A 23,238-nucleotide genomic window follows, 5' to 3' on the forward strand; every position below is an offset into this window, starting at 1 on the left:
TCACAAACTCGCCAATAAAATCGTTATACGCACAGGGCATAGCTCCTCTTAAATCCCCGCCTTTGTCCGCCGTCCCGAATTGACATTATTTCTTTTATCAACCTATAATAAAGTGTTACATAATGGTAGTTTTTTGGAGTGATCATAGTGCATGAAAAGGAACCATTTTTTATAAGTGATTCTAAGCGTAAGTGCAAAGAGCTGGGCATGGATCCAAATGTGATAGCCCGGCCGAGAACGTTTTTGAATGCGGACGAATTAGAGGAAAAGAGGATTTCCTATCGTGAAATCCTATCTGTCGTCAGCTTTTTCTCGAATAAATTATTGGATTCATTAAAGGGAACACCTATATTGGTGGGCGTTTCTGATGCGGATGGTTATCTGCTGGATATTGCAGGAGATGATTCGATCAAATCAACCATTGAGCATTTCGGGATTAAGATAGGCAGCCGGTTTGTTGAGGAAGATACTGGAACGAATGTCATTAGCCTATCCTTGCAGCAGAGGCGTCCGATAAGCTTAATAGGTAAAAATCATTATCATTCCTTCCTGCATGAAATAGCCTGTTATGGAGCAGCCTTTCATTATACGGATGAGGATAGTCTTCTTGGAAGCGTTTCTCTGATGATGCCACTGCCATTTCAGAATCCACTGTTCCTTACGATGCTGTCCCAGACAGTTGATTCCATTGAACGGGAATTATTGCTCAGAAAGCAAAACAGAAAACTGAACATCATGAACCAAATTATGCTGAGCAGTACCAATAATGGAATCGTCGTAACGGACAAAATTGGAATTACCACAGGATTCAATACAGCTGCAGAACAAATTTCCGGGAAAAGCAGGGAAGTAGCGCTAGGAGAGAATATGATCGATTCTCCGCTGACAGGCGACTATTTCAAAAGGGTCATTGAACATGAGGAAATTTTTAACAATGAAGTTCTTCAGTTTGACAATTATAAAGGCGAACGAGTTGATTGCCTGTTTGATGCGCAACCAATCTATGAAGATCAGCAAATGGTTGGCGCATTCGGTCAGTTCAGGGATATATCGGAAAGGAATTTATTGGAAAAATATAACTATATGGCTTTCCATGATGACCTCACCAATCTTCCTAACCGTCGGCATATCAAGAAAGAAATGGAACAGTTAATCGAAGACGCAAGCGTCGGAAATAAGCGGAAATGGGCAATGCTCTTCTTGGACCTGGATCGATTTAAGGTGATTAATGATAATTTTGGGCATTCCCATGGGGATATCCTTCTGACAGAGGTTAGCAAGCGGCTTGCCAAATACCTCGGCGAAAATGATGTTGTTGCCAGAATGGGCGGCGATGAATTCGTGTTACTGCTAAAGGACTTCAAAGACAGAGATGCGCTCATTCAAAAAACAGAACATATTATGAACCTGTTTCAGGAGCCTTTTCAAGTTGGTGCAAATGAGCTGTCGACAACTGTCAGCATCGGTATTGCCATATATCCTGACTATCCGATTACGTCAGAGCAGCTCATGATCTATGCGGATAATGCCATGTATCAAGCTAAAAAGCAGGGAAGAAATCGTTATGTTGTCCACACGAATGAATTGCATGCCAACATGATTGACGAATTGCAGCTCGAATGGGATTTGAAAAGAGCAATTGAAAACAATGAATTCACCCTGCATTACCAGCCACAGGTGGATAATGAAACCTTTGAACTGGTTGGAATGGAAGCATTGATAAGATGGCATCATCCGAAGCTCGGCATGCTCCTTCCAGAAAAGTTCATTAAACTGGCTGAGGACACTGGCATGATTGCACAGATTGGCGAATGGGTGATCAACGAGGCCTGCACCCAAAACAAAAGATGGCAGGATGCCGGCATGCTCCCTATCAAAATTGCCGTCAATCTATCGACACAGCAGTTCCTTACACAGGATCTTGTGAAATTTGTCGAGAATGTTCTTGAGCGGACGGGACTAAATCCTGAATATCTGGTCGTTGAAATAACGGAATATATGGCCATGGACATTGATTACTCCCTTCATATTCTGGAGCAGTTGAAGGCACTTGGCATCTGTATCAGCATCGATGACTTTGGAACAGGATACAGTTCGTTAAAATATCTCAAAGATTTCCCAATCGACTACATAAAAATCGATAAATCCTTTATCAGTGAAATAACAGAGGATCAGAATGACACCATTATTGTTAAAGCGATCATTTCCTTGGCACACAGCCTTCAAATGAAGGTTATTGCAGAAGGTGTCGAAACAAAAGAACAGCTCGATTTCCTAAAACAGCATAAATGCGACATCACCCAAGGCTATTTTTACAGCAAGCCCGTTCCAGCTGAGAAAATTGAAGCAAGATATATGATATTGAATTGAAACCAGGTTAATATCCCGAATGAAGACTAATGATATTTGCGCTAAGGATTATAGAACGATGTTTCGAAAACAGGGGGAAATCGCCCTCCTGTTTTTTTGAAGAAAAATGTGTTCCCCTTTTGCTTTTCTAGTTTGCTTTTCGAACATCTGCTTACCTACCCAATTATCCAAAAAAAGAAGCAGCATAATCTGCCGCTCCCTAAATTTCTTCTATTCCTAAAAACTCATAGCCTAAAACTCATGACCAGCAAGTGCATTCCCAATCGCATCTTCTATGGCAGTCACATTCCCACTTGATCCAAGATAGTTGTTTACCATTATTGAGAAGACGACTTCTTTGCCATCTTTTGTGGTAACATATCCGGAAAGACTTGAGACACCTGATAACGAGCCTGTCTTAGCAGTCACGTTTCCTTTGGCCGGTTCTTCCGTCATTCGGTAACGCAGTGTCCCGCCTACAAACCGCTCCGCTTCGCCTGCAATTGGTAACGATTCCTTAAACGAACTAAACCAGCTCTTATCCTGAATTTCAACTAACATTTGCGATAGTTCATTTGCCGGAATCATGGTCTTATGTGACATTCCGGATCCGTCCCTAAGCTGGATTGTATCAGGATTCACCCCGAACCCGGCAACAGCGTCCTCTATAACTTCAAGCCCTTTATCCCAGCTTCCCTCCTGATGGACGACTTTTCCCATCTCCTTTGTCAATACCTCTCCATGACCATTGTTGCTTAATTTCATAAAGGGTATCAGCAATTCCTTAAGCGGCATCGATTCCTTGTATGTAAGGAGACTGGCATTTTCTGGGACTGCTTCCATTTTTTCAGCTGAATTTCCGATGAACTGGATTCCCTGCTCCTGCAAAGCTTTCTTAAATACATCCATTGCATATCCAGTAGGTTCCCAAACTGATACCCATGAGCGTGAATTCGTGCCGCCAACCGGCATGGTCCCTTCAATTACAATCGTATTGGATCCATGTTCTCTTTCAATAGAAATATCCTTCCCCTCACCAGAAGCCACCATCTCCGTTTTATTTTCGATCGTGACGTAATCTGTTTCCGGACTTACTGTTACATTAGCTTTCCCGCCATCTTTCTCTGCCGGACTGACCTGCACAATGACGGTTCCGGCATCATAGTCCGTATTAGGTGAAAGGGTTAACGCAGACACCTGGGCCCCGGTATAGAACGGTTCATCCGACCAATTGAGATCCTGTGACAACCGAACATCATCGTACCATGTGTCATCCCCGATAAGGTCTCCCTTAATTTTCCGAATTCCTTTTCCCTTCAAATCCTTGGCAAATTGCGTAAAGTCATCCTCCAAAAGTGTAGGGTCCCCTTTTCCTTTCAAGTACAGATTGCCATGCAATACACTTCCTCTGACGTTTCCATCGGTTAGCACCTCGGTACGAAAACGGTAATCCTCCCCAAGCGTCTCAAGCGCTGCCGCAGCTGTCAGCAATTTCATATTGGAGGCTGGATGCAGGCGGATATCTCCGTTCTGCGCGAAAAGTAATTCACCAGAATCAGCAGCTTTAACACTAACCCCCGTTACCCCTCCGTCTAAATGTTCATTGTCTAGAATAAGTGCCAGTTTCTCCTCTAAAGTGGCATTTTCATCAATTTCATCTGTGCTAATTTCTTCGGATGCATTAACATGTATTGTCTCCTCCTGAGCCCAAAAAGGAAATACTGCCATACCGGCAAACAGCACGAAAAGCAAGCTCAACTTAAGATTAATCTTCCATTTCAAGGCATGTCCACATCCTTTATTAAAGTTAGAATATTTTAATTATACAGTAAAAAATGACGAATTCTAGCAATATTGGCAGAAAAGCAACTATTTGCCCAGCGGTACGTCGGTTTATAGGAAATAGGATACATGGATTAGACCCTGAGCATCTTTTCTTAGGTGTGAAGCCTTTCATGCTGGCTTGGATTCTAATCTCGGATTTTGTGGATACATCTGCTTTGGGATGTTTTATGGATTATCGGCTTTTTTGTTATATATCAGCATTTTCGCATGATATATCAGCTTTTTTTGCGATATATCAGCATTTTTGCATGTTATATCAGCTTTTTTTGGCGATATATCAGCAATTTTCTCAGAATATCAGCTTTTTCACTATATATCAGCAGCTCCCCTAATCGCCTGTTTCTATCTCGAATTATCAGCTATTTTCTGCTTTTAAACGATTAGCGAGGCATTAAATACACATCAATAACAGCTGTTCCTCCACAATTTCCTTCGTTATTCAACATATTCCCGCAAACCGTAGGCTACTCCATCATCATTATGGTCCTTGGTAACATATGTAGCTCTCTCTTTCACGATTTCTTCTGCATTTTCCATTGCAATACTGGTTCCGGCTTTTTCAAACATTGAGAGATCATTCAAATTATCGCCTATTGCAACTGTATTCTTGAGTGGCACGGCGAAATGCTCAGCAATAAATTGGAGTGCGTTTCCTTTGCTTGAACGAGGATTGCCGATCTCCAGCTTCTGTGCACCAGATGTAGTAAGGGATATATCTTTTCTGTCAGCTAAATGGTCCCGAAGCTGTGCGAGAGCCTCCAAGTCAAAGGAAAGAACAAATACCTTATATATTTCCAATGGCCTATAGTCCAGCTCTTTATAATTTGACACTAATGTAATCCCATTCTGTTCGTATTGAATCTCCACAATCCGATTGGCGGCCTCAACCTCAAATGCAGCGTCCAGCTTGCTTATCTTCTGTATCTCTCTATCCAAAAACTTCCTGCCATTTTCTTCAACATAGACACCCTTATTTGTATAGAGTTCATAATAGAGACCATAGCTTTCAACAGTTTCTATTAGTTCCTGAATCACTTCTGCTTCCAAAAACAAATTCTGAAGTATCTCATCGGAATAAAATGCAACTGCACCATTTCCAGTTATAATCGGACAGACTAGCTCAGCATCCAGCAAAATCTGTTTGGTATCATGCAGCGAACGTCCGGAAGAAATCACAACAATATCCCCCCGGCTCTGTTTCTCTCGTATAGCCTTTCGATTTTCATTGCTTATCGTTCCGTCTTCTGATAAAAGCGTCCCATCCAAATCAATTGCAATTAATTTCATTTTATTTTCCCCTAACTAGTAGAAATATTTTCGGTAACTCTAATGTACCAGTAAAAGCAATAATATTTTACTAAAACCTCTTTCTATCCAAATAATAAACACTTCCTTCAAAATATTTAGATAAATTTATAAAAAGACTTATAATGGAGAGGAATTTACTGTAATTATATAGAGGAGATGGAAAAGTGCATCCAATTATAAACATGCAAAACATAATATATAAAAGGGAAAACAAGACCATTCTGTCAGACATCAATTGGACAGTGTCAAAGGGTGAGCATTGGGCCGTGCTCGGCTTGAATGGATCAGGCAAAACTTCCTTGCTTAATATGGTCAACGGATATATCTGGCCCACAAAGGGGGAAATCCGTGTGCTGGACAGGCTGTTCGGGAAGACCGACATTAGAGAGCTAAGAAAATCCATCGGCTGGGTCAGTTCCTCGCTTCAAGAAAGAATGAAGGGCACTGAATATACCGAAGCAGTAGTTGTCAGCGGAAAATATGCCTCCATAGGGGGACTCTATGAAAATCCAACAGATGCAGACTTTAAAAAAGCTTTACATATAATGGAGTCTCTAGGCTGCAGTGAATTGGCCGGCCGGACCTATCAAACCTGCTCGCAAGGCGAAAAGCAGAAAATCCTTATTGCAAGAGGATTGATGGCATCGCCAGACCTGTTAATCCTCGATGAACCTAGCAACGGCCTTGACTTCATTTCCCGCGAGGAATTGATGACTACTATAACTAACCTGGCAACACAGGAAAATGCACCAACGATTATCTTTGTCACCCACCACATTGAAGAAATACTGCCTACCTTCACCCATACGCTGCTATTGCGCGAAGGGAAAGTCTTCGATCAAGGAGATACCCGGAATGTCTTGACCAGCGAACGATTATCCTCATTTTTCAACAAAAATGTTTTAGTGGAATGGCATAGAGAACGGCCATGGATGACAATCCGTGACTGATATTTGAGTAAGCGCTGCTTTGGATTGCGAGAAAAGCGATTGTTGGGGTGTTGGCTGGGGAGGGCGGAAAGAGCGCTAAGGCAAGGGATTATTAATTATTGCGCGGGCGGGCCGCGGAAAAAAGGTGCGCGGGCGCGGAATAATGCTCCGAAACGCGGAATTATCCGATTTTGCGCGGAATTATGCTCTGGAACGCGGAATTATCCGTTTTTTCACGGAATAATGCTCTGTACCGCGGAATTATCCGGATTCGCGCGGAATTATGCTCCGAAACGCGGAATTATCCGCTTTTGCGCGGAATTATGCTCCGAAACGCGGAATTATCCGACTTTTCGCGGAATAATGCTCTGTACCGCGGAATTATTCGCTTTTGCGCGGAATTATGCTCTGTACCGCGGAATTATCCGCTTTTGCGCGGAATTATGCTCCGAACCGCGGAATTATCCGCTTTTGCGCGGAATCACTGTCCAAGACCGCGGAATTATCAGCCTCTATCCATATCAAAAGCAAAAAAGAAGCAAGAGACTTCCTCTCTTACTTCCTATTTTCATTTTGCAAATAATTCAACTGGAAATAGTACTATTTCCGGAACATAGGTGATTAAAATTAATACCAGAAGTAATACCGCTATTTGCGGGATTAGGTATTTAAACATTTTTGGTACGGTTATTTTAGCAATTGATGATGTTACAAATAAGCATACTCCAAGTGGCGGGGTTACCATACCAATTGTTAAGTTAACTGCTAGAATAATCCCAAAGTGGATCGGATCGATACCTCCTGCAAGGACTAACGGTAAAAATAATGGTGTGAAAATGGATACTGCGCTGATTGTATCAATAAATGTTCCAGCTATTAATAGAATAATATTTATGATCAATAATAATAAGAAGGGATTGTCTGCCACTCCGCCCATCATATCTATCAATTGGTTTGGAATCTGGTTGAATGATAGAAACCAAATAAATAAGGATGCTGTTCCAATCAGGAAAATGATTGCTGAAGAGGTTTTTGCTGTCGCGAGTAGGATTGTCCATAGATCTTTAAAAGCAATTTCCTTATAGACAAACATACCAATTATAATGGCGTATACTACAGCAATTACCCCTGATTCCGTTGCTGTAAATATTCCGCTGACAATCCCACCAATAATGATTAGCGGCATGATGAGCGCAAGCAAGGCATCCTTGGCTCCAACAGCAATCTCTTTAAATGTAGCTATATGGTCACTTGAGCGATAATTCATTTTCTTTCCGACAAAGAAACTGTAAATCATTAGGCTCAGCCCCATTAGAAGCCCTGGTATCACTCCCGCAATAAACAAATCTCCGATAGATACGCTTGCCATTACACCAAATAAGATCAAGACAATACTTGGCGGAATTATTGGACCGATGGTGGACGACGTAGCAACAATACTGGCAGAAAAACGAATGTCATATCCTTCTTTTTTCATTGCCGGAATCATCATCCCACCGATTGCAGCAGCTGCCGCTATTGCTGTTCCGGTCAATGCAGAGAAAAACATACTCGCCAATATGACTACAATAGCTAGCCCACCTGGTAATGGACCGACAATAGTCTTAGAGAAATCAATCAACCTTTTAGAAATTCCACCCTTGGTCATAATTTCGCCAGCAAGAATAAATAACGGGACGGCAACCAAAGTGAAATTATTGATTCCGCTAAATATCCTCCTCGGAACATTGATCAGTAAGCCTGGGTCAGAGAGCATAATACCGAAAATAGACACGAAGCCTAATCCAAAAGCAATGGGAACCCCCAGCAATATAAGGATAAATAACAGACCAATTAACCAAATCATTTGAACACCTTCTTAACATGATAATACGTCATGAACAATGCACTGATTGGAACTGCCAGATACACGTAAGCCATTTTAATAGGGAGTATCCCGACGATTTGTCCCGACTGAAGATTGCTTGCCACCAATAGACATCCATAATAGAAGACAACGACGATGACGATTCCTACAATAATAAACTCTATTACATTAAAAATTCTTCTGATACTTGATGGTAGGTTTTCAAATAAATCAACACTTAAATGATCGTTATTTTTTATAGCTAAGGCTGCTCCAAAAAGCACACTATACACAAAACTGATCATTAGCACTTCCTGTGACCAGGTAAGGGACTGCTGAAATATGTATCTGAATAAGACTTGTGCGAAGGTAACTACCACGACTGCCCCCAGGCAGACAGTAATAATCACTTCAAGCAATTTTCCAAGAAAAGCATCCAGTTTTTTCAAAACCATCGTGCTACATCCTTTCCTTAAATTAAAAATCCGCTGGAGGGGAAGCCCCTCCCGGATTTCGTCATCAGTTGTTTTCAATTCTTTCGATCAGATCTGCAGGAACTTCCTTCACTTCGTTCTTCACATCTTTCGTTGCTTCTCTAAATGCCTCACGGTCCGGCTCAGTGATGATGACATCATTTTCTTCTAACGTCTTCAATATTTCCTCTTCTTTTTCTGCCAGTGCTTCTCTATGATATGTGGTTGTTTCGTCGACCGCTTCTTGTACCGCTGTCTGCTGTTCCTCATCCAGACCATTCCAAACATCATTATTCATAACAACAATAGCTGGACTGTAAGTATGGGAAGTTAAAGAAACGTATTTTTGCACTTCGTAAAATTTCATGGAATCTATGGTAGGAAGAGGATTTTCCTGCCCATCAACAACACCTTGATCCATCGCAGAATATAATTCATTGAAATCAACAGGGGTTGGACTTGCACCGATTGCCTTCATATGGCTTTCCCACACCGGTGAAGGCTGTACGCGGATTTGTAGTCCTTTCACATCTTCAGGGGTGGTGATTTCTTTCGTACTGTTTGTAATATGTCTAAATCCCACTTCCCAGTATCCTAGGCCTTTCATGTTTTGTGATTCCGTCAGATCCAATAACTCCTGACCGATGTCACCATCCAATGTACGATAGACGTGATCTCTGTCTTCAAATAAATATGGCAGTCCGAAAACGTTCATTTCAGGAACAGTATTTGCAAAAGAGCTGTCAGCAGAGACGGTCGTCATTTCAATCGAACCATCCATCACCTGTTCAACAGCACTTGCTTCACTACCGAGCGTTGAGTTACCGTGAATTTCCACTTCTATAGAGCCATCCGTTTTTTCTTCAACCAATTCTTTAAATTTTTCAGCCGCAATCTGATATTGATGTGTTTCCGAACCTGTATGTGCTAATTTTAGTGTGACAGTATCTCCAGCAGCACCGCCTGAATCAGTTCCGGAACAAGCTGCCAATACTAGTAACAATAAAGCCATTCCACTTGCCATAACTATTCTATTTATTTTCATTTTGCTAAACTCCTTGTATTTTTATTTGTTTAAGTTCTCATTAATTGTATAAATTGGGAACTCTGCTGCTGAAAATAGGCACTTCCTCTCTGACCTGTTTTACTTTTTCCAAATCTAAAGAACACGAGAGCGTTTCTTCTTGATTGGTTGAACCTTGCTCAATAACATCTCCCCACGGATCAATCAGCATGGATGAACCGGCATACTCCACCCCGTCAAATGTTCCAATAGTATTCGAAGAAACGACATACATTTGATTTTCTATAGCTCTGGCAATCTGCAAGGAAGTCCAATGCCTCTCCCGGACAGACGGCCACTCGGCAACAACAAACAGCACTTGAGCACCCTCCAATGCGAGTGAGCGGGCAAGTTCTGGAAATCGTAGATCGTAGCAAATGATGATTCCCATCTTGATACCATCCAGTTCAAAGGTTTCCACCTTTTTGGTGCCGCCAGTTAAATATTTCGGCTCGTCTAGCATTGGAACCAAGTGAATTTTGCTGTACTCATAAACCAATTCACCAGACGCATTAAACACAAAACTCGTATTAAATATCTGATCATCCACTTTATTAGCTACCGATCCTCCAATAATATTAACGTTGTGTCGAATTGCCATGTCCCTTAAGAAGGACTTTGTCGGCTCGCCCGCCACATCTGCCAGTTCATCTAAATGGGTCAATTTGTAGGAGGTTGTCCACATTTCCGGTAATACAATTGAATCTGACCGTTCTTCTTTTACTACCTTTTCAATCCACTTTTCTACTTTTTTCCGATTTCGATCAGGCTCACCTGGGATAATTTCCATTTGATAGACTGAGAATTTCATTATCATTTTCTCCTTTCGATATTATTAATTTCATAGATTGCTATAATCTCATCCTGATGAACAGGATCGGTAAAAACCATCTTGAATTTTGTACCATATTTGAACCCATCCATTAATGGGACTGTCCCGGAAAAAAAATACTGTTCGGCAGTGCTATTTCCTTTTTATTCAAGTATTCTTTGATCGACTCAAATGGTAAGATTGCTGAGATTTTATCACTCTGATATTTCACCCATTGTCCATCCAGATAGATTTCAGACGAAAGCTCCAATAAATCCCAATGATCAATAACAGATTCGAGCTTCCACGCCTTTGCAGCAAAGGGCTTATCGCACACTTGCTTCGATTTATTGATATCGGTTTCTTCCAGGGCACGATCCGTATGATCACTTCCCACAGTTACATAAACTTCACCCTCATTGTCACCGAAAATCAATACAATTTCGGCCTCACCACTTGTTTTAGTGCCAATCACTTCCAGAGGCTGTTCCTGAATTAAACTGCTTATCCTTACCGGATAGAGCATAGGTACTTCTTCCGGCTCCGGTATACCAATCTCTGAGAGTTCTCTGATATGCTCCATTGTTTTTCAACATTTCTTCCCGTGTAACCGATACAATAAGCACTAGTTATCTGAAGGCTCTTTTCAACTCCATCTACTTCCAGTTTGTAATTAGCAATCATTAGAATATCCCCCAATTTGATTAATCATCTTTCACTTGCTTTACAATTTCTCCCGTAATCATTAAGTGATTTTTCATATATTCAGATGCCTTAAGGTCATCTTTTTCCTCTAATGCACGAACAATATTTTTATGTTCCTCTATGACATCTTCCATTCTTCCTTCTTTCGTTATTGCAGCATGGCCAATAAGCCGAGTTAGATTGTATAGCTCTTTATGAATCTGCTCCAATAGATTTTGATGAGAGGCCCTTAAAATCTTCCTATGAAAAAGTTGATCCAACTCAATATATTCAATCCTATTATTGCTTTTTATTGCTTCCTCCTGCTGAGATATAATATGATTCAAGACCTTTACATCCTCATCGGTTATCGTACTGGCTAATAATGTAACTCCTTTGATTTCAATAGAAGTCCTTAAATAAATAATCTGGTCCATTTCATGCTCTGTAATTTCCCTTACCCGAAACCCTCTTCTCGGAATATGGGTAAGCAACCCTTCTTTAACCAGGTCCGAAACAGCCTCCCTAATCGGAGTTCGCGAAGTATCCAGTGAATCAGCCAGATAAGTCTCCGTGAGCACCTCTTTATGTTCAATATCACCATGCAGGATAGCATCTTTTAAACGTTCATAAACGATTTCCTTTGTAGTCTTTCTTTTCTCAATCGGCTTCATTATATTTTCACTCCAAAAGAATATGTATGTTGTATTATGTATACACTATACATCACTATTTTTTAAATTGTCAATAAACATTTAATATTTTATTAATTTTATGTTAGGTTTTCTGACATATTAGAATGGGATAGGTAGAGAAACGAAGATTTTACGCAATTTAGCGGAATTAATACGATAAACTGCGGGATTCTTGCCGCGCTTCTGCAACGCTCCCCTTTTTTCGGCGAAACGCGGAATTAGTTGCTGTTTCCGCGGAATTATCTCGAAAAGCGCGGAATTATGCGCAATTTCGCGGAATTATTCTATTTAGCGCGGAATTAATGCGATAAACCGCGGAATCCCCGCCAGCGCTCCTGCAGCGCACCCCTTTTTTCGGCGAAACGCGGAATTAGTTGCTGTTTTCGCGGAATTATCCGTAAAAGCGCGGAATTATCTCAAAAACCGCGGATTTATTCTGTTTAGCGCGGAATTATCTCGAAAAACCGCGGAATCCCTGCCAGCGCGCCTGCAACGCTCTCCTTTTTTCGGCGAAACGCGGAATTAGTTGCTGTTTCCGCGGAATTATCTCGAAAAGCGCGGAATTGTGCGCAATTTCGCGGAATTATTCTATTTAGCACGGAATTAATGCGATAAACCGCGGAATCCCTGCTGTACTACTGCAACGTGCCCCTGCGCCGCTCTCTTGCAATGCGCCTCCGCCCCGCTCTCGCAACGCGCTCCCGCCCCGATCCTGCAGTATCCACCCGTTTTCGACTTCAGCCCGCGGCCGGGACCTCTCCTCTACTCTCACAAATCAATATAATTTGCCTTTATCCATAATAGTTAGGTACTATTGATTTATTAGAAGTATTTCTTTCGTTGTTAAATGTATGCGGCTACATTCAATCATTCATACTAAAAAAGGGAGCGTTATATCAATGAAATATACGGGGTATATTGGCACTTATACGAAGAAGGATAGCAAAGGGATTTATTCATTTTCACTTGATACCGATGAGGCGAAGCTAACAGATGTAAAACTTGCGGCGGAGATTGGCGGTCCAACTTATTTGAAAATTACAGATGATAAGAAGTACCTCTATTCTATTGCAAAGGACGAAGGTCAGGGTGGGGTGGCTTCTTATGCCATTGATCAGAATACAGGAGGGCTTACATTTTTAAATCAGCAATTGGCGGATGGCCCGAATCCTTGCCATGTCAACACGGATTCAGCGCGTCGATTCTTATTCAGTGCAAATTACCATAAGGGGACGGTCGATTCCTATCTGTTAAATGAAGAAGATGGGACAATCAGCCCGGCTGTTTCCACGATCCAGCATACCGGAAGCGGCCCAGATCATAGGCAGGAGAAAGCACATGTCCATTATGCCGGCATGACACCAGATGAGAAATATTTGATTACTGTAGATTTGGGCAGCGATTTGCTGGTTACCTATACTGTCAGCGAGCAAGGGGAATTAGCGGAGGCCCATCGTTTGGAGATCCCAGGTGGCAGCGGGCCGAGACATCTGACTTTCCATCCAAAGCGTGAAAATATTGCCTATATTATGACTGAATTCAGCTCTGAGATCATCGTTTTAAATTATGATAGTAGTAATGGAAGCTTTTCCATCATGCAATCAATTGGAGCTATTCCTGATGATTTTACAGAAAATAACCAGGGCAGCGCAATTCACATCACTTCCGACGGCAAATTTGTATATGCGGGTAATCGCGGTCACAATAGTATTGCTGTCTTTCGAGTAGATGATGAAAGCGGAAAACTTACATTTGTTGAGAACACTTCTACAGAAGGCGATTGGCCGCGGGATTTCGTTTTAGATCCTTCAGAGAAATTTCTCATTGCGGCAAATCAGGAGACCAATAATCTTGTGCTTTTTTCAAGAGATGCTGAGACTGGAAAATTGAAGCTATTGCAAAGCGATATAAATGCTCCAGAACCTATTTGTCTTAAATTCTTATAAACCCTAACTATCTCATACGTAAAAATTGCCCCTGATTCAATTTTGGAATCAGGGGCAAAAATTTGAATACCTATATATTTTGCCACAACATCCCATGCCCTGACTCTTTCTCTTCCATATACACATAACCTTTTATCTCTCTTTCCTCCACCGCCGACATACTCATAGCTTTACATCTCTTCCCTCCACCGCCCGGCATGCTCTCAAGCCTTCTCTTCCACTTCCATATCCAAATCTCCAGTCCCTCCTAACACCCATTCACCGCCCAGGCTAATTCCTTCCTTGCCCCTTTCAGCTTATACAACCAAATTTTTGCCCAGTAAAACTAATTCCCCCAGCCCCCCAACAAAACCATTTCTCCTCGATTGCAATATTCTCCATCTCTTCCCTTATTAGATTTATAAAACTTGTCTTCCATTATTTCACCTTCCATATATAACGATGAGAACGGATATAGGACTCTCAGTAAGGATTAAAGCCATATATCTTCCGATGTTACCGCTTACTTTAACTATTTGAGCCATATACACCCGACTTATGTAAAAACACTTGAACTATAAATTGAGAGTGTTACCCTAGTAGACGGCTTAAGAAAACGGAAATCAAAAATTAGGAGTGTATTTCATTTTGAATAACAAACGGATTGCATTTTTGGGCGCAGGTAATATGGCAGAGGCAATTATTTCAGGATTTGTCCAATCAGGAAAATTGAATGCTGAGCAAATTACCGTTACAAACCGAAGCAATATTGAGCGTTTGAGTGAATTAAAAGACAAATATGGCATTGAAGCCGTGACAAAGGATCAACTAGATTATAAGACAATAGATATATTTATTTTGGCGATGAAACCGAAAGACATTGATGGTGTATTGGAAGACTTGCATGAGAAAATCACCGCCGATCAATTACTCATTTCTGTGTTGGCAGGCATCTCAACATCGTACATGGAAGATGGCCTGAACGACCGCCAGCGGGTAATTCGGGTCATGCCGAACACTTCCAGCATGATTCAAGAATCGGCTACTGCAGTTTCCCCGGGGAAATTTGTGGATATGGACCAGCTGAAAATGGCGAAAGAATTGATGAATTGCATTGGGGAAGCGTATCTCATTGACGAAGACATGATGGATATATACACGGGTATAGCAGGCAGTGGCCCGGCTTATTTTTACAAGCTAATGGAGCATATGGAAGAAGCTGGCCATGAAGCTGGAATGGAACGGGAATTGGCACGTAAAATTGGCGCGCAAACACTGTATGGCGCCGCGAAGATGATTATAGATCAAGAAGAGACACCGGCGGAACTCAGAAGAAATATTACGTCTCCAAACGGTACAACAGCTGCTGGACTCGATGCTCTCGACAAGTTTGGTGGCGGGAAAGCCATTGAAGAGGCAGTAAAAAGCGCTGCTTCCCGCTCGAAGGAATTAAGTAAATTAAGTAAGGAACCAGTAAAATTATAAATGCACAGAAATATACAGCCAACAATCAGGATGACAATAAATTAGGAGTGATAAAGTGACACCTGACACCGAGGAAAAACGGATCGTAATTAAGATTGGAAGTAGTTCGCTGACAAGCAAGAATGGAGAAGTTAGCAGGAGAAAATTGGAAAAATTGGTAGCAGAGGTTGTCCGATTAAAAGATGATGGCCATAAGGTATTGCTCGTTTCATCAGGAGCAGTTGCAGCTGGTTATCGCAAGCTTGGCTGCCTGACCCGACCGAAAACCTTATCCGAAAAGCAAGCTGCCGCATCCATTGGTCAGGGACTGCTGATTGAAACATATTCGGATATTTTCATGTCACACGGATATGTCGCATCCCAAATTTTAATTACACGCAGTGATTTTTCCGATGAAAACCGCTACAACAATGCCCGCAATACAATTAATGTTCTGCTTGATCGCGGCATTGTGCCAATCGTTAATGAGAATGATACCATTACGATGGACTTCCTGCGGTTCGGGGATAATGATACCCTTTCTGCAAAAGTAGCCGGACTTATTAACGCGGATCAGCTCATCATCCTGTCTGACATCGATGGATTATATGACAGTGATCCGCGCAAAAATAAAGGTGCAAAGCTTTTAACCAAGGTGAATGAAATCACTCCGGAAATAGAAGCATCAGCTGGGGAACCTGGCAGCGCTGTCGGAACTGGCGGAATGAAATCCAAAATTGACGCAGTGAAAATTGCGATGGCATCCGGGATTTCTTCCTTTTTAGGAAAATCAAGCACGATCGGCATTATTTATGATGCCGTTTATAAGAATGCTCTCGGAACATATTTCAATCCTCAGGAAAACATGGAAAATTTAAATCAGAAAAAGCAGTGGATTGCCTTTAACTCTGGACCAGAGGGGGAATTGACCATCAATCATGCTGCCAAAGAGGCAATCATCAAGAACCAAACCAATCTTAATCCATCAGACATACACAGTGTCACGGGACGTTTTAGACAAGGTGCTGTTGTAAAGATCTTTGATGTGACCGGTGAAGAAATTGGTCTTGGTGTCGTGAATTATTCTTCTAAGGCATTGGATCAATTTATCAACCATACAGCTGCCGACAACGAAAACTTTAGCAATGCCGCAATTGAAAGCGAACAGCTCGTCTGCCGGCTCGACACCGCTGTACTTGCAGGTGTTTAATACTATTTGAGGAGGAGTTTGATGACAGTCATTCATAAAGTGAACGTCGAAGAACAGGCAATTTTGGCCAAGAAGGCTGCCAAGACTTTATCATTACTGACCACCGAAGAAAAGAATGAAGCACTGCATACCATAGCCGATGTGCTGGATGCTGAATATGCAACAATCATTGCTGCGAATAAGGAAGACCTTGCTCAAGGCATAGAAAAAGGCTATAACAATGCCTATATGGACCGATTGAGCCTCACAAAAGAACGGATTCAGGACTTTGCACAAGGCCTGCGCGAGGTAGCGGATCTTGAAGACCCAACTGGAATCGTGGATTCTGATTGGACCTTGGATAACGGACTGAATGTACAAAAGATTACCGTTCCCCTCGGAGTTATCGGCATGATTTACGAAGCACGTCCAAATGTAACCGTTGATGCAACAGGGCTTGCCTTGAAATCTGGAAACGCAATTGTACTAAAAGGTGGATCTTCTGCAATCCATTCAAACCAGAAAATCGTAGAAGTCATCCACCGCGGACTCGAACAGACAAAAATACCAAAAGATGCCGTACAATTTATCGCAAGTACCGACCGGGAAGCAACACAGCAATTATTCACCATGAAACAGCATATCGATGTGCTGATTCCCCGTGGTGGCGGTTCACTCATTCAGGCAGTTGTTGACAATGCCACTGTACCAGTTCTGGAAACCGGAGTAGGGAACTGCCATATTTACATTGATGCAGATGCAGATGTAAATAAAGCCCTGGCAATTCTGGTCAATGCCAAAACAGACCGCCCCGCTGTCTGTAACGCGGCAGAAACCGCAATTATTCATAAAAACTGGTTCGAAAAAAATAAAGATGCCCTTGTATCGACTTTGTCAGAAAATAACATTGCCGTCCATGGCGACGAAACCGCCATGCAAGCTATTCCTGGCGCAATTCCTGCCGGAGAAGAAGACTGGGCCAATGAATATCTAAGTACAGATATTGCCATCAAAATAGTAAGCAGTGCCGATGAAGCCATTGAACATATTGATGAATACGGAACAAAGCACTCTGAAGCAATTATCACAGAAAACAAAGAGGTCGCTGTCAAATTCATGAAGCTGGTCGATGCAGCCGCATTGTATCATAATGCCTCCACCCGCTTCACCGACGGAAGTGCACTGGGATTCGGTGCTGAAATTGGGATTTCGACCCAAAAGCTGCATGCACGCGGCCCAATGGGACTGCCTGCATTGACAACAATTAAATATTTAATGAATGGAAATGGGCAAGTTAGGTAGACTGTTCATTATTAGATATATGGCGCATGTCCTCCGGCTATTTAGCGGCTGGGGGACTGCGCTTTTTATTTTTACTGAGTTATTTTTATTAGGCTCTTTTCGTAAGTATTGTTGTTATCTCTAACATTGTATTTGATAGAAACAGCGATGTAACAGGAAATGATTGGTGTCTTATCCCCACTGCGGAAATACACTGCGCTTTCCGCGGGCTCGCGATGAGCCAGGGTACTACTTGCGTTTACTTCTTTGTTCCCTTGCACCGAGGAAGCATACTACAGAGCGTTACTGGCAGACGCAGGTGCATCTAGTGGGGTCTTAGCGTCTTCAGTTTTTCTTAAGACAAAAAAGTCAAAGTGAATTTCCTCATTTCTATGCTGTTCTGTCAATTATTTATAGAAATTATATTGTGGTAATCTCCGCTCCGGAAATACACTGCGCTTTCCGCGGGCTCGCGCTAAGCCTCCTCGCTCGCAAAGTTCGCTCTCTGTGGGGTCTTAGCGTCTTCGCTTTTCCCGCAGGAGTCTCCGTGTATTTCCTCCGCTAAGATTAAGCTTTCTGAATCAAATTGCTGATATTCGATTATTAAGCTGATTATTGGAGCGCAGGGCAGTCGACTCCTGCGGGAAAAGCAACAGGTGAAGATCCCGCAAGAAGCCGGGCTTGCTTCTGAGGAAGCTGAAGCGGTGCCCGCGAAAAGCGACTGCCCGGAGCGGAAATCGGGCATTGCTGTTACGTCGCAGTTTATATATTTTATGTAAAAACAACAATCTTTGAGAAAACAGCCTTTTATTAAAAAAGAATCAGAGAATAGAGCTCTGATTCCTTCTTCAACACAATGGTCCCTTCTTACCCTTCCATCATGTCTTCAATAAACGCCTTCAATACATGTACCGTCTGAATGCAATCATTCAGACTCGACCATTCCTCTGGTGTATGGCTAATCCCGTCTTTGCTTCTTGTAAAAATCATCGCGACTGGGAGCTCCTCGCCAAGTATCATAGAATCATGTCCGGCACCGCTTGGTATGTAGGTTGGGTTGATATCGAACTTTTTCATTGCGGTTGCCAATCTTTCCTGCATGGTCTTTGCAATCGGTAATGGTTTTATTCTCGTATTGATATTCCATGTTACCTCAATTCCTCTATTTGCAGCGATTTCTTCGGCCTTTTGGCAAATCTGATCCAAGAGACTGTCGCGGGATTCTTCGGTGATGTCCCGGATATCCACCATAATATTAACCTCTTGTGCAATGACATTTACACCATTTGGGATGACATCCAATTTACCGACTGTTGCGACGGCAGTTTGACTGACTTGTCTTGGCAAAGTTTCAATTTCCTGTACAAACATACCAGCTGCGATAACCGGATCTTTCCTGCCTTCCATAGGCGTATTGCCTGCATGTCCTGCTTTTCCCTTGAATGAAACTTCCAGCCAGGATGGTCCTGCAATGCCACTTACAATTCCTGCCGGTTCGTCTTGCTTTTCCAATATCAGCCCTTGTTCGATATGAACCTCGACAAACATCTGAATAGCCCTTGTTCTATAATGGGGATCTAAGAAAGCTTGTCGATTACTTCCATAGTCCTTAATAATTTCATCAAAGGTTTGTCCGCCTTTATCGATCAGTTGATCCAATTCCGCACTTGTGATTTTGCCAACAAAAGAGCGGCTTCCCGTTAGCCCTGCCTTAAATCTGGATCCCTCTTCGTCTGTAAAAATGGCTACTTCATATGGAATGGGTGGTATGTAACGTGTATCATTCCAGGCTTCGACAATCTCAAGCGCTGCGAGCACCCCTAATGGGCCATCAAAATTTCCGCCATTTGGCACACTATCAAGATGGGAGCCTGACATGACAGCAGGGGCCTCCTGCTTACCTTCCAATCTACCGAAAACATTACCGGCCCCATCTATCGTAATAGAAAGACCCGCTTCCTTCATCCAGCCGATGACCAGTTCCTTCGCTTGTTTTTCTTCTATCGAATAGCCAAGCCTTGTTACGCCACCGTTTTCTGCAGCGCCAATTTTCGAGAGTGCGTCTAATCTGGCGGCAAGTCTCTCACCGTTTACCCCGGAATGGCTTAAGCTAACGTCATACCCATCCAGTAAGTTTTTTAGAAATATTGTAGATTCCATAATAGTCCCCTTTCGATGAAAAATTCGGATGTCTTTCCTGATTAATTTCAAAAATGATATAATTCTTATTTTATAGGAATGGACTTGTTTTAAAAAGGATAAGTTTTCTTTATATCCATATGGACTTCCACATTTCTGATTCAGCAAAAAACCTGCACTCTATTCCCAAGTGCAGGTTGTCTATTTTTCTATTTCTTTATTACGAATCCATTTCTGCAATCATCTCATGTACCTTGGCAAGCTCTTCGTCAGGTACCTGATAGTAATAGATTCCATCAATTGTTGTTCCGCTGCCTTGCAGCATATAATTTGAAGAATTCCTTCGTACATTTGCATAATTTAACAGTAGATCCTTCATATCGTCAAAGTCCATATTGGTAGCCATATTATTGCCGAGCACATCTATGACACTGTTGATCTTTCCTACAGATGCTACGCTTGCTCCCTTATCAATAATTGCCCCGATAACCTTGCGCTGACGCTCTGTACGTCCGAAATCTCCTTGAGGATCTTTATGTCGCATACGGACAAAGCCCATCGTTTGAGCTCCATCCATAGTAAGTTCACCTTCTGCGTAATGATAGCCTTCTTGGTAAAATCCTTCATCAATCCAATCAATCTCATTCTGCACTGTAATCTCTCCAAGTGAATCAATGAGATCTGCCAAACCTTCCATATTCATCTCAACATAATAATCGAGTTCGATATCAAGTAAATCTTCTACTGTGGAAATGGACATATCTGTTCCACCAAATGCATAAGCATGGTTGATTTTGTCCTCAAAGCCTTTGCCGACAATCATCGTCCTCGTATCACGCGGTATGCTTACGAGCTGCATTTTTTCATTCTTCTGATCCAAGGAAAGGACCATTAATGCATCCGACCGCCCACCATCACTCCCGCGCTTATCTACGCCAAGCAATAAGATGTTTAAGGATTCCTTTTCCTCAATTTTTTGCTTGCCTACTTTTTCATCAATTGCAGTTACCTTTTGATGCATCTGCTCATTGACAGCGCCTTTTGCATTGTCATAAATAGAATAGGCATAAATTCCAACACCCAAAACTAAAACTAACAGCACGGATAAAGTTATTTTTAACCAAAGGCGTCTTGGTTTTCTACGCTTGCCAGCTCTCTTTTCCCCTGCCATCTTCATCTTCCTTTACTTTAATGTCTGTTGATTTCTTCTTTAACTCGGTCCATGACAGCATTTTGCAGCTCTTGAACCACTTTTTCACTTGCTTCCAGCGATTCTTCCTTTACACCGAAATAAAACTTGATTTTCGGCTCCGTTCCCGATGGTCTTAGACAGAACCAAGCTCCATCTTCCAATTTATATTTTAATACATTTGATTTCGGTAAATGTATTTGTTCTTCCCGGTTTCCTGCCATACGCTTACTTGCCTGATAATCCTCTATTGCCAAGACAGCCTTTCCAATCATTTCAACTGGAGGATTCTCGCGGAAAGCCGCTAAAATGGCATTTATCTGCTCAACACCATCTTTCCCTTTTAATGTCAATGACTCAAGCGTCTCTTTATAGTAGCCATACTTTTCGAAAATAGATAACAGGCCTTCATACAATGTCATATTCTTCGACTTATAGTAGGCACCAACTTCAGCGATCAATAGGCATGCCTGCACCGCATCTTTGTCACGGACAAAATCACCGATTAAATAGCCATAGCTTTCTTCATAACCAAACAAGAAACGTTTCTCGCCAGTCTCCTCAAACTCTTTGATTTTCTCACCAATGAATTTAAATCCTGTTAACGTATCGATTGTTTCCAATTCATGTGCTGCAGCAATGTCCCGTCCAATCTCAGAAGTTACAATCGTTTTTAAGACCGTGGCATGTTTAGGAAGTTCGTTTAGCTTCTGTTTTTCTGTAATCAGGTAATTTAAAAGGAGAGCACCTACCTGATTTCCCGTCAATACTTCAAAAACGCCCTTGCTATTTCGAACCGCTACCCCTACGCGATCTGTATCAGGATCTGTCCCAAGTAGCATATCAGCATTGCTTTCTTCACCGTACTGAATCGCCAATTCAAATGCTGCATGCTCCTCCGGGTTTGGGGATTGAACTGTTGAAAAACTTGAATCCGGAAGCTCCTGTTCATTCACCACTTGGACATGCTTGAATCCGATTCCTTCCAACCCTCTGCGTACTGGTATATTACCGGTTCCATGTAAAGGTGTATAGACAATTTTGAAGTCATCCGCAACCTCTTTAATAATATCCTTATTCACGTTAATCGTCTGAAGCTGTTTCAAGTAGGCTTGATCCACAGTTTCTCCAATCATTGTAATAAGACCTTCCGTTTTCAGGTCCTCTACGTTACCAACCGCTACTGTTAATTCATCTTCCACTTCATTAACTTTTACAATAACTTCATCGGCAGCTGCAGGCGGGAGTTGTGCTCCATCTTTTCCGTACACTTTAAATCCATTATATTCAGGTGGATTGTGGCTTGCAGTAATGACGATCCCACAATAGGCATGCAAATATCTTACGGCAAATGACAATTCCGGAGTAGAACGCAGCGATTCAAATACATATGCCTGTATTCCGTGCTGTCCCAGGGTTCGAGCAGCTTCCATAGCAAATTCTGGTGACTTGAAGCGTGAATCATAGGCGATAGCAACTCCACGCATTTTTGCTTCTTCACCATATTGTTCTATGTAACGAGCTAATCCCTCTGAAGCCTTTCGTATCGTATAGATATTCATACGATTTGTCCCGGGACCCAGTTCTCCGCGGATTCCTCCAGTACCAAACTCAAGGGTTTTATAGAAACTGTCTTCAAGTTGTTTGTTGTCACTTTCAAGTTCTTCAAGCTTCTCTTTTAATTGACGATCCAACGCCGCAAATTGTTTCCATTTTTTATAATTTATTTTCCAATCCAATTGATTACCTCCATAATGTAAAACTATTCTCCTTAAAACTATGACTATTATACTATATTTGGAAAGCATTTTGTTTTTATTTTACAGATTCTTCGACATTCCTCGCTTACTGATTATTATTTAAAATTGCCCAGAAGTTATTCTCTCCAAAGGCGTCCCCATTACATTCAGGTTTTTAGGATTCCATCTGCCGCACAGGTATATTTTTATCGAAACAAAGCGAGCGATACCTATCCCTTTATTAAATATTACCATATTTCCATATCTCCAATTCTTATCTCTTCTTAAAGGTTATAACCATACTATTCT

The 23,238-nt window shown here is 41.9% G+C and carries 17 protein-coding genes; 6 read left to right on the top strand and 11 right to left on the bottom strand.

The window, feature by feature from the left end; genetic code table 11:
- The first annotated feature begins 147 nt into the window (after positions 1 to 147).
- A complete protein-coding gene (locus tag OMHG_RS02605) occupies positions 148 to 2,370 on the top strand; it encodes a putative bifunctional diguanylate cyclase/phosphodiesterase (RefSeq protein ID WP_010648071.1) in 2,223 nt (740 codons plus the stop codon).
- A gap of 231 nt (positions 2,371 to 2,601) precedes the next feature.
- Here the strand turns inward: OMHG_RS02605 and dacB are convergent, their stop codons facing one another.
- Positions 2,602 to 4,077, bottom strand: a complete 1,476-nt coding sequence (gene dacB, locus OMHG_RS02610) for a D-alanyl-D-alanine carboxypeptidase/D-alanyl-D-alanine endopeptidase (protein ID WP_044476755.1) — start codon at positions 4,075 to 4,077, stop codon at positions 2,602 to 2,604.
- Positions 4,078 to 4,629: 552 nt separating this feature from the next.
- Positions 4,630 to 5,481 carry a Cof-type HAD-IIB family hydrolase gene (locus OMHG_RS02615; RefSeq protein ID WP_010648074.1) on the bottom strand — a complete coding sequence of 284 codons (852 nt, stop codon included), beginning with the start codon at positions 5,479 to 5,481 and terminating at the stop codon, positions 4,630 to 4,632.
- A gap of 185 nt (positions 5,482 to 5,666) precedes the next feature.
- Here OMHG_RS02615 and OMHG_RS02620 point away from each other — a divergent pair, with 185 nt between their 5' ends.
- Entirely contained in the window at positions 5,667 to 6,452 is a 786-nt protein-coding gene (locus OMHG_RS02620; protein ID WP_010648076.1) for an ABC transporter ATP-binding protein, read from the top strand.
- A gap of 547 nt (positions 6,453 to 6,999) precedes the next feature.
- Here OMHG_RS02620 and OMHG_RS02630 read toward each other — a convergent pair.
- The 6 genes from OMHG_RS02630 to OMHG_RS02655 form a co-directional block, all read right to left on the bottom strand.
- Positions 7,000 to 8,277 carry a TRAP transporter large permease gene (locus tag OMHG_RS02630; RefSeq protein ID WP_010648078.1) on the bottom strand — a complete coding sequence of 426 codons (1,278 nt, stop codon included), beginning with the start codon at positions 8,275 to 8,277 and terminating at the stop codon, positions 7,000 to 7,002.
- A complete protein-coding gene (locus OMHG_RS02635; RefSeq protein WP_010648080.1) occupies positions 8,274 to 8,732 on the bottom strand; it encodes a TRAP transporter small permease in 459 nt (152 codons plus the stop codon). Before OMHG_RS02635 ends, OMHG_RS02630 begins: the two co-directional genes overlap by 4 nt.
- A 64-nt stretch (positions 8,733 to 8,796) precedes the next feature.
- The gene (locus OMHG_RS02640) at positions 8,797 to 9,795 is read right to left on the bottom strand and encodes a TRAP transporter substrate-binding protein (RefSeq protein ID WP_010648081.1); all 999 of its coding nucleotides are present in this window, start codon (positions 9,793 to 9,795) and stop codon (positions 8,797 to 8,799) included.
- A gap of 40 nt (positions 9,796 to 9,835) precedes the next feature.
- Positions 9,836 to 10,624: a carbon-nitrogen family hydrolase gene (locus OMHG_RS02645; RefSeq protein ID WP_010648083.1), complete on the bottom strand. Its 789-nt coding sequence runs from the start codon at positions 10,622 to 10,624 to the stop codon at positions 9,836 to 9,838.
- A 112-nt stretch (positions 10,625 to 10,736) separates the two neighbouring features.
- Positions 10,737 to 11,207, bottom strand: a complete 471-nt coding sequence (locus OMHG_RS02650) for a DUF2848 family protein (RefSeq protein WP_010648084.1) — start codon at positions 11,205 to 11,207, stop codon at positions 10,737 to 10,739.
- Between the two features lie 121 nt (positions 11,208 to 11,328).
- Positions 11,329 to 11,982 (bottom strand): GntR family transcriptional regulator, encoded by a 654-nt coding sequence (locus OMHG_RS02655; RefSeq protein ID WP_010648085.1) that lies wholly within the window; start codon positions 11,980 to 11,982, stop codon positions 11,329 to 11,331.
- Positions 11,983 to 12,902: 920 nt separating this feature from the next.
- Here OMHG_RS02655 and OMHG_RS02660 point away from each other — a divergent pair.
- The 4 genes from OMHG_RS02660 to OMHG_RS02675 all read left to right on the top strand — a co-directional run bounded on the left by OMHG_RS02660 (position 12,903) and on the right by OMHG_RS02675 (position 17,883).
- Positions 12,903 to 13,949: a lactonase family protein gene (locus OMHG_RS02660; RefSeq protein WP_010648086.1), complete on the top strand. Its 1,047-nt coding sequence runs from the start codon at positions 12,903 to 12,905 to the stop codon at positions 13,947 to 13,949.
- Positions 13,950 to 14,576: 627 nt separating this feature from the next.
- On the top strand, positions 14,577 to 15,413 hold the full coding sequence (proC, locus tag OMHG_RS02665) for a pyrroline-5-carboxylate reductase (protein ID WP_010648087.1): 837 nt from the start codon (positions 14,577 to 14,579) through the stop codon (positions 15,411 to 15,413).
- A 55-nt stretch (positions 15,414 to 15,468) separates the two neighbouring features.
- On the top strand, positions 15,469 to 16,602 hold the full coding sequence (proB, locus tag OMHG_RS02670) for a glutamate 5-kinase (RefSeq protein ID WP_010648088.1): 1,134 nt from the start codon (positions 15,469 to 15,471) through the stop codon (positions 16,600 to 16,602).
- Positions 16,603 to 16,623: 21 nt separating this feature from the next.
- Positions 16,624 to 17,883 carry a glutamate-5-semialdehyde dehydrogenase gene (locus tag OMHG_RS02675; RefSeq protein ID WP_010648090.1) on the top strand — a complete coding sequence of 420 codons (1,260 nt, stop codon included), beginning with the start codon at positions 16,624 to 16,626 and terminating at the stop codon, positions 17,881 to 17,883.
- Positions 17,884 to 18,729: 846 nt separating this feature from the next.
- On the opposite strand, the gene OMHG_RS02680 is transcribed toward OMHG_RS02675, so the two are convergent.
- The 3 genes from OMHG_RS02680 to OMHG_RS02690 all read right to left on the bottom strand — a co-directional run bounded on the left by OMHG_RS02680 (position 18,730) and on the right by OMHG_RS02690 (position 22,929).
- A complete protein-coding gene (locus OMHG_RS02680) occupies positions 18,730 to 20,022 on the bottom strand; it encodes a M20 family metallo-hydrolase (RefSeq protein WP_044476757.1) in 1,293 nt (430 codons plus the stop codon).
- Between the two features lie 199 nt (positions 20,023 to 20,221).
- Positions 20,222 to 21,172 (bottom strand): LCP family glycopolymer transferase, encoded by a 951-nt coding sequence (locus tag OMHG_RS02685; RefSeq protein ID WP_010648093.1) that lies wholly within the window; start codon positions 21,170 to 21,172, stop codon positions 20,222 to 20,224.
- A gap of 17 nt (positions 21,173 to 21,189) precedes the next feature.
- A complete protein-coding gene (locus tag OMHG_RS02690; RefSeq protein ID WP_010648094.1) occupies positions 21,190 to 22,929 on the bottom strand; it encodes a phospho-sugar mutase in 1,740 nt (579 codons plus the stop codon).
- Positions 22,930 to 23,238 lie beyond the last annotated feature (309 nt).

It is taken from the genome of Oceanobacillus massiliensis str. N'diop (assembly GCF_000285495.1).
Lineage (GTDB): Bacteria > Bacillota > Bacilli > Bacillales > Amphibacillaceae > Oceanobacillus > Oceanobacillus massiliensis.

What these genes read in the sequence shown, in the direction of transcription:
- OMHG_RS02655 (WP_010648085.1), bottom strand. Translation starts at nt 11,982, where the DNA reads ATGAAGCCGATTGAGAAAAGAAAGACTACAAAGGAAATCGTTTATGAA.
- OMHG_RS02635 (WP_010648080.1), bottom strand. Translation starts at nt 8,732, where the DNA reads ATGGTTTTGAAAAAACTGGATGCTTTTCTTGGAAAATTGCTTGAAGTG.
- OMHG_RS02630 (WP_010648078.1), bottom strand. Translation starts at nt 8,277, where the DNA reads ATGATTTGGTTAATTGGTCTGTTATTTATCCTTATATTGCTGGGGGTT.
- OMHG_RS02650 (WP_010648084.1), bottom strand. Translation starts at nt 11,207, where the DNA reads ATGGAGCATATCAGAGAACTCTCAGAGATTGGTATACCGGAGCCGGAA.
- dacB (WP_044476755.1), bottom strand. Translation starts at nt 4,077, where the DNA reads ATGGCAGTATTTCCTTTTTGGGCTCAGGAGGAGACAATACATGTTAAT.
- OMHG_RS02615 (WP_010648074.1), bottom strand. Translation starts at nt 5,481, where the DNA reads ATGAAATTAATTGCAATTGATTTGGATGGGACGCTTTTATCAGAAGAC.
- OMHG_RS02675 (WP_010648090.1), top strand. Translation starts at nt 16,624, where the DNA reads ATGACAGTCATTCATAAAGTGAACGTCGAAGAACAGGCAATTTTGGCC.
- OMHG_RS02640 (WP_010648081.1), bottom strand. Translation starts at nt 9,795, where the DNA reads ATGAAAATAAATAGAATAGTTATGGCAAGTGGAATGGCTTTATTGTTA.
- OMHG_RS02685 (WP_010648093.1), bottom strand. Translation starts at nt 21,172, where the DNA reads ATGGCAGGGGAAAAGAGAGCTGGCAAGCGTAGAAAACCAAGACGCCTT.
- OMHG_RS02660 (WP_010648086.1), top strand. Translation starts at nt 12,903, where the DNA reads ATGAAATATACGGGGTATATTGGCACTTATACGAAGAAGGATAGCAAA.
- OMHG_RS02680 (WP_044476757.1), bottom strand. Translation starts at nt 20,022, where the DNA reads ATGGAATCTACAATATTTCTAAAAAACTTACTGGATGGGTATGACGTT.
- OMHG_RS02645 (WP_010648083.1), bottom strand. Translation starts at nt 10,624, where the DNA reads ATGAAATTCTCAGTCTATCAAATGGAAATTATCCCAGGTGAGCCTGAT.